Below are 13,430 nucleotides of genomic sequence, written 5' to 3'. Positions count from 1 at the left end.
ATCTCTCCGCTCATGGCCGCGCCACCGAGAACTGCATCCGCTGCGGCTCGCGCGCCTCCGCCTCGCGGCAGATCGCCAGCACTTCCGACAGCACCGCGCGGGTGTCACGCGGATCGATCACGCCGTCGTCGAGCACGCGCGCCGAGGTCGCGAACACGTCCATCTGGCTGTCGAACACGCCGATGATCTGCGCCTTCATGGCATCGAGCTTCTCGCGCTCCACCGGCTTGCCGCGCCGCGCCGCCGCCGCTTCAGTCACGATCGCCATCGTCTCCGCCGCCTGCTCGCCACCCATCACGGCGGTCTTGGCGTTGGGCCAGGAGAAGCAGAAGCGCGGGTGGAATCCACGGCCGCACATGCCGTAATTGCCCGCCCCGAACGAGGCCCCGCAATAGATCGTGATCTGCGGCACGCTGGCCGAGGTCACCGCCTGGATCATCTTGGAGCCGTGCTTGATCATGCCGGCCTCCTCATAGGCGCGGCCGACCATGTAGCCGGTGGTGTTGTTGAGATAGAGAATCGGCGTTCGGGTCTGGCAGCAGGACTGGATGAAGTGCGTCGCCTTGTTGGCGCCGGCCGGATCGAGCGGGCCGTTGTTGGTGACGATGCCGATCGCCTGGCTCTCGATACGGGCATGGCCGCACAACGTCGCAGGCCCGTAGTTTGGTGCCATTTCGACGAAGTCGCTGTCGTCGACGATCCGCGCGATGACCTGGCGCATGTCGACGGGGCGCTTGTGGTCGAGCGGCATGATGCCGAGCAGCTCCTCCTGGTCGTAGCGCGGCGGCTTCACCGGTGACGACTCGTGCGATGGCCGATCCCAGTTCAGCTTGCCCATGATCTCGCGCGCGATACGCAGGGCATCGCGGTCGTCCTCGGCGAGATAGTCGCCGAGGCCGGAGATCGAGGTGTGCATCTCGGCGCCGCCGAGCTCCTCCTCGGTGGCGATCTCGCCGGTCGCGGCCTTCAGCAGCGGCGGGCCGGCGAGGAAGGCGCGGGTGCGGCCGCGGACCATCACGATGTAGTCGGACAGACCAGTCTGGTAGGCGCCGCCCGCCGTGGACGAGCCGTGCGTCACCGTGACGACCGGCAGCCCCGCCGCCGACAGCCGCGCCAGGTTGCGAAAGATGTTGCCGCCCCGCACGAAGTCCTCGACGCGGTAGCGCAGCAGGTTGGCGCCGGCACTCTCGACCAGTTGCAGGTAGGGCAGCTTGTTCTCCAGCGCCAGCTCCTGCACGCGCAGGGTCTTGTCGAGCCCGTAGGGCTGCAGCGCTCCGGCATCGATGCCCGCGTCATTCGCCGAGACCATGCAGCGCACGCCGGACACGAAGCCGATGCCGGCGACGACGCCGCCGCCCGGCACGCTCTTGGCCGGGTCCGGCGTATCGAACATGTAGCCGGCAAGCGTCGACAGCTCCAGGAACGGCGCGCCGGGATCGAGCACCAAGGCGACGCGCTCGCGCGGCAACAACTGGCCGCGCTGATGGAAGCGCTCCTTTGCCGCCGCCGAGGCATTGCGCGTGCGCGCCTCGAGATCGCGCATCCGCGCGATCAGGACGAGCATGCCGTCACGATTGGCCTGGAAGGCGGCGCCAGCGGGAGAGATGGTGTTGTCGATGGTGGCCATCAGTTCATGCTTTCGTCATTCCGGGACACGAGTGCGCAGCAAGATGGACGGGCCATCTTGCTGCGCGGGAGCGAACCCGGAATCTCGAGGATCAACCCTCACGCGCTCTTCGCCACGAAATGATCGCCATAGGCCTGGCGCAGCTCGACCTTGCGCAGCTTGCCGGTGGCGGTCATCGGCATCTCCTCGAGCACCCGCACCAGCTTCGGCACCTGGAAGCCGCCAAGCGACTTGCGGCAGTGCTCAAGCAGCTCGGTCTCACTGGCCTGCGCGCCGGGCTTGAGCTTGACGAAGGCCGAGACCGCCTCACCCCATTGCGGATGCGGCAGGCCGACGACGGCGGCATTCTGCACCGCCGGATGCGCCAGCAGGGTCTCCTCGATCTTGACCGAGGCGACGTTCTCGCCGCCGGACTTGATCATGTCCTTCTTGCGATCGAGGAACAGCACCTCGCCCTTGTCGATGACCGCGAGATCGCCGGTGTGGTGCCAGCCGAACTTGCGGGCGTCCTCCGTCGATTTCGGATCCTTGTAGTAGCCCAGCATCACGTTGGGCCCGCGATGCACCAGCTCGCCGATCTCGCCGGGCGGCAGCAGGTTGCCGGCATCGTCCATGATCGCGGTCTCGTTGACGAACAGCGACTCGCCCCAGTAATTGCCGAAACGATTGAGCTGCACCTCGGGACGCGACATCGTCGTCGCCGGATACATCTCGGTCTGGCCGCTGGTCAGCACGAAGTTCGGGCACAGCTCCCTGATCGCGCGCTCCAACAGCGGCCGGCCCATCGGCGCCATCGTGTAGAGGCAAGTCCGCAAGTGGGAGAGGTCGAACTCCTTGCGGCGCGGATGATCAAGGATTGCCTGGTACATCAGCGGCAGGCCGACGAACACGGTGAGGCGGTCGCGCACGATCGCCTCCATGCAGGCGACCGGGTCGAAGCCACGCATCAGCGCCATGCGGCCGCCGACCGAGAGATAGCTGAGCAGCAGCACATGGCCGGCGCAGTGGAACAGCGGAAATTGTCCGGTGATGCCGTCGTCGCGCGAGAGCTGCATCTCGATGCAGTTGCTCATCACGGCCATCACCACGGCGAGGTGACAATGCATCGCGCCCTTCGGCCGCGACGTCGTGCCCGAGGTGTAGATGATCATCGCAAGATCGCGATCGTTGATCTCGATCTCGGGCTCGACGTCCGAATGCCCCTGGATGAGGTCGGTGAAGCCGGCGAGCCCCGCGGCCTTCGCCGTCCCGGTGAGATCGACGGCGATCAGCTCGACGCCCCGCTTTTCCAGCGCGGCGCGGCGGTCCGCCTGAGCAAACAGATTGTCATCGATGAGCGCGAAGCGAACCTCGGCATGGCCGAGGATGTAGTCCATGTCGGCGGGCCCGAGCATCGTATTGATCGGCACCCAGACGAGACCCGCGCGATGGATGCCGAACAGCGCTTTGACGAACTCAATCGAGTTGTTGCAGACGGTCGAGATCTTTTCGCCCGGCTTCAGCCCCTTGGCGACGAGATAGTTCGCAAACCGGTTGGCATCGCGCTCCAGCTCGGTGAACGTCACCTGACGGGCGCCATCGGTGATCGCCACCCGCTCGGGAAAGCGGCGCGCCGCGCGCTTCAGGAGATCGCCGATCGCGACCCGGCCGATGCGGCCGGGACCGGACACGCCGCCGGTGGCATCGAGATTGGTCATTGGTCTGTTCCCTCCCCATCCACGTCATTGCGAGGAGCCGAAGGCGACGAAGCGATCCAGGGCGTCGTGCAGAACTCTGGATTGCGTCGCTGCGCTCGCAATGACGGCGTATGCCGCGTCAATTCACCGTGCCAAACATCTGCCGGGCCTCGGCGGGACTTGCGATCTCGCGGCCCGCGCGCCGCGCGCACGCCGCGATGGCCTCGATCAGTTGGCCGTTCGAGGTCACCTTGGTGCCGTCGCCGAGATAGAACGTGTCCTCCAGCCCGGTGCGGAGATGGCCGCCGAGTTCGGCGCAGCGCTGGTGCAGCGGCCAGATCTCCGCGCGGCCGATTGCCGTGACCTGCCAGTGCGCTTCGGACAGCTTCAGCTTGAGCAGGATCGGCAGCAGCTCGGGATCAGCCGGCATGCCGGAGGCAACGCCCATCACGAAATTGTACTCCAGCGGACCGCCATACATGCCGGTCTGGCGATACATCGCGACACAGCGCACGATGCCGACGTCGAAGCATTCGAATTCCGGGATCGTGTGCGCGTCCTTCATCGCGGCGAGATAGTCCTGGATCTTCTCGACCGAGTTGTCGAACATCATCGGCGGCCAGGCCCAGTTGTTGTCGGCCTTGACCTTGAGATAGTTCAGCGAGCCGGCATTGCAGGCCGCGATCTCCGGCCGGGTCTGCCGGATGCAGTCGAGCGCACCTTGATAGTTCGGTCCCGACACGCCCGAGGTGTGATTGATGATCACGCCGGGACAGGCCTCGCGGATCGCCTGCTGGATCTCGCGGGAGACGTCGACGTCCCAGGACGGCAGATGCCCCTTGCCCGGCGCCTGCTGGCGCAGATGGATGTGCATGATCGCAGCACCGGCGTCATAGGCGCGCCGCGCCTCGCGCGCCATCTCCTCGGGCGTGACCGGCACATGATGCTGCCTGGGATCGGTGAGCACGCCGTTCAGCGCGCAGGTGATGACGGCTTTGTCGCTCATGGCACTCGTTCGATGGCTTCGCGCAAGCGGCGCTGTGCTGATCCGGCCCGTATATGACGGCGTCTCCGCCTGATCTGCTTGCGTTGACTCGCTGGTTGGAGGCCGCGCAACCCGCTATTGCTCTGCATCAAGCGCCCGGACGGGATCGGCGCTAACTGGTTCCCATGTTTCTCGTCACGGGGCGTGCAATGCCGATCGACACACAACCGGCGCCGACATTTCCGAACGGCCTGAGCGCGGCCGAGGCGGCACGGCGTCTGACGGCGGAGGGATTCAACGAGCTGCCGCAGACCGGCAAACGCTCGATCCTGCGCCTCGTCGCCGACGTGCTGAAGGAGCCGATGCTGCTTCTGCTGCTCGCCGGCGGGGGCATCTATCTCGCGCTGGGCGACGCGGCGGAAGCGATGCTGCTCGGCGTGTTCGCCTCGGCCTCCGTCTTCATCACCATCGTGCAGGAGGCGCGGACCGAGCGCGTGCTGGAATCGCTGCGCGATCTCTCCAGCCCGCGCGCGCTGGTGATCCGCGACGGCGAGCGCATCCGCATCGCCGGCCGCGAGGTGGTGCACGGCGATCTCATCGTGCTCGCCGAGGGCGATCGCGTCGCGGCCGATGCGGTGCTGCGGGAGTGCGACGATCTGCTGACGGATGAATCGCTGCTGACAGGCGAATCCGTGCCGGTGCGCAAGCGCCCCGCCCCGGCCGAGCCGATCGACACGCCCGCTGCGGCGGCCGGCGGCGACGACCAGCCATTCGTGTTCTCCAGCAGTCTCGTCGTCCGCGGCGGCGGCATTGCCGAGGTGACGGCGACCGGGCCGCACACGGCGATCGGCAGGATCGGCCAGTCGGTGACCGCCCTGGAGACCGAGACGCCGCGGTTGCGGCAGCAGACGCGACGGCTGGTGCTGGCGTTCGCCATCGGCGGCGGCATCGTGGTTGCGATCACGGTCGTGCTCTATGCGGTGTACCGCGGCGGCTGGCTGGAGGGAATCCTCGCCGGCATCGCGCTGGGCATGTCGATGCTCCCCGAGGAATTCCCGGTGGTGCTGACCGTGTTCCTGGCGATGGGCGCCTGGCGCATCTCGCAGGCGCGCGTGCTGACGCGGCGCGCTTCGGCGATCGAATCGCTCGGCGCCGCCACCGTGCTGTGCACCGACAAGACCGGCACCCTGACGCAGAACCGCATGATGGTGGCCCGGCTGGTGCTGCCGGACGGCAGCGTGCTGCAGCCTGCGACGGCGACGCCGGATGCCATCGCGCCGCCCTTCCGCGATCTCGTCGCCACCGCCGTGCTCGCCTGCGACCCGCAGTCGCATGATCCGATGGAGAAGGCGCTGCACGCGCTCGGCGCCGACGCCACCGCAGGCGCCACGTTGCAGCGACGCTACGGCTTGCGCCCCGACCTGCTGGCGATGACCAACGTCTGGTCGCGCGACGGCGCCGGCCTCGTGGCGGCCAAGGGTGCGCCGGAAGCGATCGCATCGCTCTGCGGCGTCGACGGCGGCGAGCTGGCGGCGCTGCAGGCGCGCGTCGAGACGCTCGCCGCCGAGGGCCTGCGCGTGCTCGGCGTCGCCCAGGCGAGCTGGAGCGGCGAGGCGCTCCCCGACATACAGCAGGACTTCGCGTTCTCGTTCCGCGGTCTCGTCGGCTTCGCCGACCCGCTGCGTCCGGAGGTGAAGGATGCCGTCGCCGAGTGCCGCTCCGCCGGCGTCCGCGTCATCATGATCACCGGCGACTATCCCGCGACGGCCACCGCCATTGCGCGGCAGGCCGGGATCGATCCCGAGCGCGTCATCGCGGGCCCCGAGCTTGCCGATCTCGACGACGACGCCCTGGCGCTTGCGGCGCGCGTGCCGACGGCGTTCGCCCGCATCATGCCGGAGCAGAAGCTGCGCATCGTCACCGCGCTCAAGGCCGACGGCGAGATCGTCGCGATGACCGGCGACGGCGTCAACGATGCGCCGTCGCTCAAGGCGGCGCATATCGGCATCGCGATGGGCGGCCGCGGCACCGACGTCGCGCGCGAGGCCTCGGCGATCGTGCTGCTCGACGATGATTTCGGCTCGATCGTCAAGGCGATCCGGCTCGGCCGGCGCATCTACGACAATCTGCGCAAGGCGATGAGCTTCATCCTTGCCGTGCACTTTCCGATCGCCGGACTGGCGCTGCTGCCGCTCGTCACCGGCCTGCCGCTGCTGCTCGGGCCCGTGCACATCGCCTTTCTCGAGATGATCATCGATCCCGTCTGTTCGCTGGTGTTCGAGGCCGAGACCGAGGAGAGCGACATCATGCGGCGGCCGCCGCGCGATCCGCAGGAGCCTCTGCTGCCGCGGCCGCTGGTGCTGTGGGGGGCGCTGCAGGGCATCCTGGCGATGCTCACCACGGGCGGCGTCCTGCTGCTGGCACACCGCAACGGCATGCCGGACGACGAGCTCCGCGCGCTGGTGTTCTTCACCCTGGTGTCGGTGATCGTGAGCCTGATCTTCGTCAACCGCTCGTTCTCGAGCTCGCTGCGCGAGGCGCTGCTGCGGCCGAACCGCATGCTGCTGCTGGTGATCGGCTTCGTCGTCGCCGTGCTCGCGACCAGCCTGACGCTGCCCGCCGCCGCGGCGCTGTTCCGGTTCGGACCGCTGCATGTCGACGATCTCGCGCTGACCGCGGCAGCCGCGCTGACCACGCTGATCATGCTCGAACTGTCGAAGTTCCCGCTGCGCGCCGCGCTCGCGCGGCACGCAGCCAGGAAAGATCAGGTCAAGGCCGCCTCGCCGGCGCGGTAGATCGCGAGATCGCGCGAGCCGGAGAAGATCGCGCGCGGCTTCAGCCCGTAGAAGCGGCGGATCGAGTGGCTGAAATGCGTCGAGTCGGGATAGCCGATGTCCTGCGCGAGATGCGCGAGGTTGAGGTCCTGGTTGGCGTAGTTGAGCAGATGCCGCGCGCGCTTCCAGGCCCGGAACGAACGGAAGGAGATGTCGGTCTCCTCCTTGAACAGATGCAGGAAGCGCGACGTCGACAGCCCCACGGCGGCGGCGCAGCTCTCGGCCGTGGCCGGCTCGCCGGAGAAGCGGCTGATCAGACCGATCGCCTTGACCACGCGCGGATCGAGCGTCCGCTGCGGCAGCACCTCGCCGAAGCAGAGCCGGTCGAAGATCGCGCTGGTGACGTCGCCGCTCAGCGGCCGCTGCACCAGCTCCTCATAGGCGGCGCGAATGCGGCAGGCGAACGCCTCGGCCTCGCGGGCGACGCGGCTGGCGAAGCGGTCCAGCGTGCCGATCGGCACGCTCTCCGGCTCGATGGTGACGACGATGACGGTGCGATAATCGCTCTCGATGGTGTGCGGCCGGTTCGGCGGCACGACCAGCAGCTCGCCGCTGCGCTCTTCGGCTCCTTCGGCCAGCAGCCGCAGGCTGCCGGTGAGCGCGACGTAGATATGGCACGCGCCCGAGCAGCGCTGGCGCGGACGGCCGAGCAGCCCGGCGTAGAAGACGCGCTCGGGCGTGATCAGCATGAGATGGCCGGAGTCCCGGCGGGTCACATCCATGGTCTTCCTCCTGAGGCGCGGCTCTGGCGGCCGCTTCTTTGGAGGAGAACCATAGCGCAATTCGCGCCCCTGTCATCGGCGACGACTGCCGATTTTTGTCGCGGTTAATTCACCGATTCGAGATGATCGTGATTCCGGGTTCGATGCTCAAGCATCGCCCCGGAATGACGTCCCCAAAGCTACGGCCTGACCCGCGGCTCGATGCCCTGCTCCACGCCCGCACGCTGCTCGGCGGCGCGTGCCCGCTGATAGCCCTCGCGCTGCTGCAATCGCACCCAATAGGCAGCCACATTCGGCCCAAAATCCTTGGCGAGCCCAAGCGTGTCTGCGAGACGCAATGCATAGCCGATCACGATGTCGGCCGCGGTGAAACGACCCGCGCACAAGAACTCGGCATTCGCCGTCGCTGCCTCCACGGCGCGCAGCCGTCCCAGGAACCACTTGGCATAGTCGGTGGCGACCTGCGGCGAGCGCCGCTCCTCCGGCTCGAGCTGAGTGTATCGCAATACCAGCGTCTGCGGGAATGTCAGCGTCGCGTCGGAAAAATACATCCAGTTCAGGAACGCGCCGTAGTCCTTTTCCTCAGGCCCGACCATCAGCGGCGTGGGACCGTGCTTGACGCCGAGGTAATGGCAGATGCCCGAGGACTCCGTCATCTTCGTCTCGCCGTCGATCAGAAACGGGATCGTGCCGAGCGGATTGATCGCCAGATACTCCTTCGCCAGCACCCGCGGCGGGAACGGCAGCATCTTCAACTCGTAAGCGAGACCGAGCTCTTCCAGCATCCACAACGGGCGAAACGAGCGGGCGCCGTCGCAATGATACAGCGTGATCATCAGGCGTTCCCCGCTTTGCCGCTGCCTGGCAAGGTCCCCATCATCTTGCACAGGATGGTCAACATGACCTCGTCGGCGCCGCCGCCGATCGAGCTCAGGCGCGAATCGCGATAGGCGCGGCTGACCGGGGTCTCGTTCATGAAGCCCATGCCGCCCCAATATTGCAGGCAGGCGTCGGTGAGCTCGCGCCCCAACCGGCCGGTCTTGAGCTTCACCATGGTCGCGAGCCGTGTCACGTCCTCGCCGGCGATCAGCGCCTCCGCGGCCTGGTAGGTCAGCGCGCGCAGCAGCTCGACCTCGGTCTGCATTTCCGCGAGCTTGAAGTGGACGACCTGGTTGTCGAGGATCGAGCGACCGAACGCCTTGCGGTTGCGGGTGTACTCGATGGTCGCATTGATGATCGCTTCATGCGCCTTCAGGCAGGCCGCGCCGGCCCACAGCCGCTCCTCCTGGAACTGCATCATCTGATAGGTAAAGCCATGGCCCTCCTCGCCGATGCGGTTACGCTTGGGGACGCGAACGTTGTCGAAGAAGATCTGCGCCGTGTCCGACGAGCGCATGCCCATCTTGTCGAGCTTGCGCGCGACCTGCACGCCCTTGCTCTTCATCGGCACGCAGATCAGCGACTTGTTGCGATGGACAGGTCCGTCGCTGGTGTTGGCGAGCAGGCAGATGAAGTCGGCCTGGGTGCCGTTGGTGATCCACATCTTGCCGCCATTGATGACGTAGTCGTCGCCATCGCCGCGCGCCTGGGTCTTGATCGAGGCGACGTCGGAGCCCGCGCCGGGCTCGGAGACGCCGATGCAGGCGACATAGTCGCCTGAGATCGCGGGCGCCAGAAACTCCTTGCGCACCTCGTCGGAGCCGAACCGCGCCAGCGCCGGCGTCGCCATGTCGGTCTGCACGCCGATCGCCATCGGGATGGCGCCGCAATTGATGGCGCCGAGCTCCTCCGCCATCATCAGCGCGTAGGAATAGTCCAGCCCCTGGCCGCCGAACTCGACCGGCTTGTTGAGGCCGAGAAAGCCGAGGTCACCGAGCTTCTTGAACAGCTCATGCGCCGGAAAGATGCCGGCTTCCTCCCATTCGTCGACGTGAGGATTGATCTCGGCGGCGATGAACTTCTGCAGGATGCGGCGCGGTTCGTCATGGTCGGCGGTGAAGAGCATGTTTCATTCCCTGTCATTCCGGGCGGGCGCGCAGCGACCGAACCGGGAATCTCGATATGGCCTCATTTGACTGAGTCACGCTCGTCATTCCGGGGCAAGGCCGCAGGACTTGAACCCGGAATCCAGAGATTGCTTTGCGTTCGTTCCAACAACCTCGAGATTCCGGGTTCAGCCCTGCGGGCTGCCCCGGAATGACGTGCGCTGAGAAGGCACGCGTCACAATCCCATCTGCCGGCTGGCCAGATCCTTCATGATCTCCTCGGTGCCGCCGCCGATCGCGTTGACCTTCACCTCGCGATAGATCCGCTCGACCCGGATGCCGCGCATGAAGCCGGCGCCGCCGAAGATCTGCACCGCTTCGGAAGCGCAGTAGGCCATCGTCTGCGTCGCCTGGTTCTTCATCATGCAGATCTCGGCGACCGGATTGTCGCCCTGTTCGAGCCGCCACGCCAGCATTTCCAGCATCGCCTGCGATGCCGCCACGCGCTGCGCCATGTCGACCAGCTTGTGGCGGATGACCTGGTGCTGCGCGAGCGGCTTGCCAAAGGTCTGGCGCTCCTTGGCGTAGGCAATCGCATCGTCGAGGCAGACACGGGCGTAGGCCGTGCAGCTCGCCGCCATGCCCATCCGCTCGCTGTTGAAATTGTGCATGATCAGCTTGAAGCCCTGCCCCTCCTCGCCGATCAGGTTCTCGACGGGGACGCGGCAGCCGTCGAAATGCAGGGTCGCAGTGTCCGACGCCCACCAGCCCATCTTGTCGAGCTTGGTGCGCGTCAGCCCCGGTGTGTCACCGGGAACCAGCAGCAGGCTGACGCCCGCCGGCCCCGGTCCGCCGGTGCGCACGGCGACAGTGATGTAGTCAGCGCGCATCCCGGAGGTGATGAACGTCTTCTCGCCGCTGACGACGTAGTGATCGCCGTCGCGGACCGCCTTGGTCCTGAGATTGGCAACGTCGGAGCCGCCGCTTGGCTCGGTGATCGCCAGCGCCGAGATCTTGCGCCCCGCCAGAATCTCCGGCAGCACGCGCGCCCTCACCTGCGGCTGCGCGGCGCGCGCGATCGGCGGCGCGCCGATCGTGTGGCTCATCACGCTGGCGCTGATGCCGCCGGCACCCGCACGCGCCAATTCCTGCGACGACACGATCTTCATGAACTGGTCGGCCGGCACGCCGCCGAATTCCTCCGGGAAGCCGAGTCCAAGCAGGCCGATCTCCGCCGCCTTCAGATAAAGCGCGCGCGGAAATTCTCCGGCCTCGTCCCACGTGCTCGCGAACGGCGCGATCTCCTTGTCGACGAAGCGCCTGATGACGTCGCGGAAGGCCTCGTGCTCGGCCGTGTAGAACGGGCTCTTGGTCATGGCGGCGCCGGGAGGATCCTGCTTCGTGCGCGGGAGAAGATGCGCCGGAAACGCCCGTATCAACTTGCGTGGAGTGGCTGGCCGGCAAAATCACCTGCGGCGCGCCCGATCGGCCCCCGCCAGGTTCCCAAGGCCAGCGCCTGGACGCAAGACAGTGCATTGCACACATCTGCCCACTCGATTGCGGTGAGCGGCCTCCCATGGTCACCATCGCCGCAGGCCAAGAGCAAAAACGACAATCACGGAAATTCAACCGAGGAAGCCCAGGGATGTTGCCGATGACGACCAGGACTCTGCTCTCATTCGCGGCCGCAGCCGCCTTTTCCGTACTGGCGAGCCAGAGCGCGCTTGCGCAGAAGAAATACGACACCGGCGCCACCGACACCGAAATCAGGATCGGCAACGTCGAGGCGTATAGCGGCCCGGCCTCGGCCTACGGCATCATCGGCAAGACCGAGGAAGCCTATTTCAAGATGATCAACGATCAGGGCGGCATCAACGGCCGCCGGATCAACTTCATCTCCTATGACGACGGCTACAGCCCGCCGAAGACGGTCGAGCAGGTGCGCAAGCTGATCGAGAGCGACGAGGTGTTCCTGGTGTTCAATGCGCTGGGCACGCCGACCCAGACCGCCGTGCAGAAATATCACAATGCCAAGAAGGTGCCGCAGCTGTTCCTGGCCACCGGCGCCAGCAAATGGAACGACCCGAAGGAATTCCCCTGGACCATGGGCTTCCAGCCGAGCTACCGCGTCGAGGCGCGGATCTTCGCCAAGTACATCCTCAAGGAGAAGCCGAACGCGAAGATCGCGATCTTTTATGCCAATGACGATTTCGGCAAGGACTACGTCCTCGGCATCAAGGAGGTGCTCGGCGACAAGGCCAAGACCATGATCGTCGCCGAGGAGAGCTACGAGACCACCGAGCCCTCGATCGATTCCCATATCGTCAAGCTGAAGGGAACCGGCGCTGACGTGTTCGTCAACATCTCCACGCCGAAATTCGCAGCCCAGGCGATCAAGAAGATCGCCGAGCTGGAATGGAAGCCGATGCATGTCATGACCGACGTCTCGATCTCGATCGGCGCGGTGATGAAGCCCGCCGGCCTCGATGCGTCCGAAGGCGTGCTGTCCGCCGGCTATCTCAAGGATCCGTCGGACCCGCAGTGGAAGGACGACGAGGGCATGAAGAAGTTCATGGCCTTCATCGACAAGTACATGCCGGGCGCCAACATCTCCGACGCCAACCTCGCCTATGGCTATGCCGCGGCCCAGACCATGGTGCAGACCCTGAAGCAGTGCGGCGACACTCTCACCCGCGACAACGTCATGAAGCAGGCGGCCAGCCTGAAGGATTTTGCGCCCGACACCCTGATCCCCGGCATCAAGGTCAATACCGGCCCCAATGATTTCGCCCCGATCGAGCAGCTCAAGATGATGCAGTTCAAGGGCGGCAAATGGGACCTGTTCGGCGACATCATCAGCGCGGACGTGGGGGGATAGGCGGACAAGATCGTCCCGTGTGCTTCAGCCAACCCGTTTCGCTGGTCTGAGCACACGGGCTTGGCATTGGCCTCGCTCTCGCAACGACGGCAGTGTGCTCCCCCCCCTTGCGGGGAGGGGTTGGGGGTGGGGGTCCACGCGCACCGACCCGCATGAAGGCCCCCGCGCCTATCGACGTCGTCGCTCGATATATCAGGCGCTCTGGACCTCAGCCCCCCTCGCCCCTGCCGCGAAGCCGTGCTCGCGTCTCTCAGAGATCCTCCCTCATCACATCGAGCACGACTCGTTGGACCCCCACCCCCTCCCCGCAAGGGGGAGGGGAGCTGACCGACATCGCGGCAAGAGCCTGCTCTTCACGAAGAAAACCGATGTTCGGCTTGCCTCCGGATTCTGATAAAAATAATTTACTTGCGATTTTTCGGAATTCATGATTGTATCCCTGCATCCCGCCTCACCGCAGAGGGGCGTTGCGCGCGATCGTCACGACACGCGAGGTGGGGATGCGATGGCCGCGAGAGATCGCAGCATTCTCCTCAACGAGGATGCGGACGAACGATCGCTTGCGGACGTGAAGTCGCAGCGTCCTGACACCCCGATGCTGGTGTCCCGCGCAATGCGCAAGCATTGTCGCGAATGGTGGCCAACAAGCCCGGCGCACCAGGGAGACTGCGTATAAGCGTGAAGACCGTCGCGCAGGGAATGCCGGTTGAATCGGCTTTGCCT

The 13,430-nt window shown here is 66.2% G+C and carries 9 protein-coding genes; 2 read left to right on the top strand and 7 right to left on the bottom strand.

What is annotated here, in order from left to right:
* Positions 1–10: 10 nt before the first annotated feature.
* The 3 genes from QX124_RS27175 to QX124_RS27165 form a co-directional block, all read right to left on the bottom strand.
* The gene (locus QX124_RS27175; protein ID WP_315798775.1) at positions 11–1,627 is read right to left on the bottom strand and encodes an acyl-CoA carboxylase subunit beta; all 1,617 of its coding nucleotides are present in this window, start codon (positions 1,625–1,627) and stop codon (positions 11–13) included.
* A gap of 98 nt (positions 1,628–1,725) precedes the next feature.
* Positions 1,726–3,324, bottom strand: coding sequence for an AMP-binding protein (locus QX124_RS27170; RefSeq protein WP_315798774.1), 1,599 nt, complete (start codon positions 3,322–3,324; stop codon positions 1,726–1,728).
* A 118-nt stretch (positions 3,325–3,442) separates the two neighbouring features.
* Entirely contained in the window at positions 3,443–4,309 is an 867-nt protein-coding gene (locus tag QX124_RS27165; protein ID WP_315773754.1) for a 3-keto-5-aminohexanoate cleavage protein, read from the bottom strand.
* Positions 4,310–4,497: 188 nt separating this feature from the next.
* On the opposite strand from QX124_RS27165, the gene QX124_RS27160 reads away from it, so the two are divergent.
* Complete coding sequence (locus QX124_RS27160) at positions 4,498–7,083, top strand: cation-translocating P-type ATPase (RefSeq protein WP_315798773.1); 2,586 nt, start codon at positions 4,498–4,500, stop codon at positions 7,081–7,083.
* Here QX124_RS27160 and QX124_RS27155 read toward each other — a convergent pair.
* The 4 genes from QX124_RS27155 to QX124_RS27140 all read right to left on the bottom strand — a co-directional run bounded on the left by QX124_RS27155 (position 7,053) and on the right by QX124_RS27140 (position 11,205).
* Positions 7,053–7,844, bottom strand: coding sequence for a helix-turn-helix domain-containing protein (locus QX124_RS27155; protein WP_315798772.1), 792 nt, complete (start codon positions 7,842–7,844; stop codon positions 7,053–7,055). The genes QX124_RS27160 and QX124_RS27155 overlap by 31 nt on opposite strands.
* 179 nt (positions 7,845–8,023) lie before the next feature.
* Complete coding sequence (locus tag QX124_RS27150) at positions 8,024–8,680, bottom strand: glutathione S-transferase family protein (RefSeq protein WP_315798771.1); 657 nt, start codon at positions 8,678–8,680, stop codon at positions 8,024–8,026.
* Positions 8,680–9,849: an acyl-CoA dehydrogenase family protein gene (locus QX124_RS27145; RefSeq protein WP_315798770.1), complete on the bottom strand. Its 1,170-nt coding sequence runs from the start codon at positions 9,847–9,849 to the stop codon at positions 8,680–8,682. Before QX124_RS27145 ends, QX124_RS27150 begins: the two co-directional genes overlap by 1 nt.
* Before the next feature lie 216 nt (positions 9,850–10,065).
* Positions 10,066–11,205, bottom strand: coding sequence for an acyl-CoA dehydrogenase family protein (locus tag QX124_RS27140; protein WP_315798769.1), 1,140 nt, complete (start codon positions 11,203–11,205; stop codon positions 10,066–10,068).
* 269 nt (positions 11,206–11,474) lie between these two features.
* Between QX124_RS27140 and QX124_RS27135 the strand changes: the two genes are divergently transcribed.
* A complete protein-coding gene (locus tag QX124_RS27135) occupies positions 11,475–12,707 on the top strand; it encodes an ABC transporter substrate-binding protein (RefSeq protein ID WP_315781338.1) in 1,233 nt (410 codons plus the stop codon).
* Positions 12,708–13,430: the final 723 nt, after the last annotated feature.

This window comes from Bradyrhizobium sp. SZCCHNRI3043 (assembly GCF_032377735.1).
GTDB lineage: Bacteria > Pseudomonadota > Alphaproteobacteria > Rhizobiales > Xanthobacteraceae > Bradyrhizobium.
Note: the sequence above shows the minus strand (reverse complement) of the source record. Positions and strands in the feature narration are given on the sequence as shown.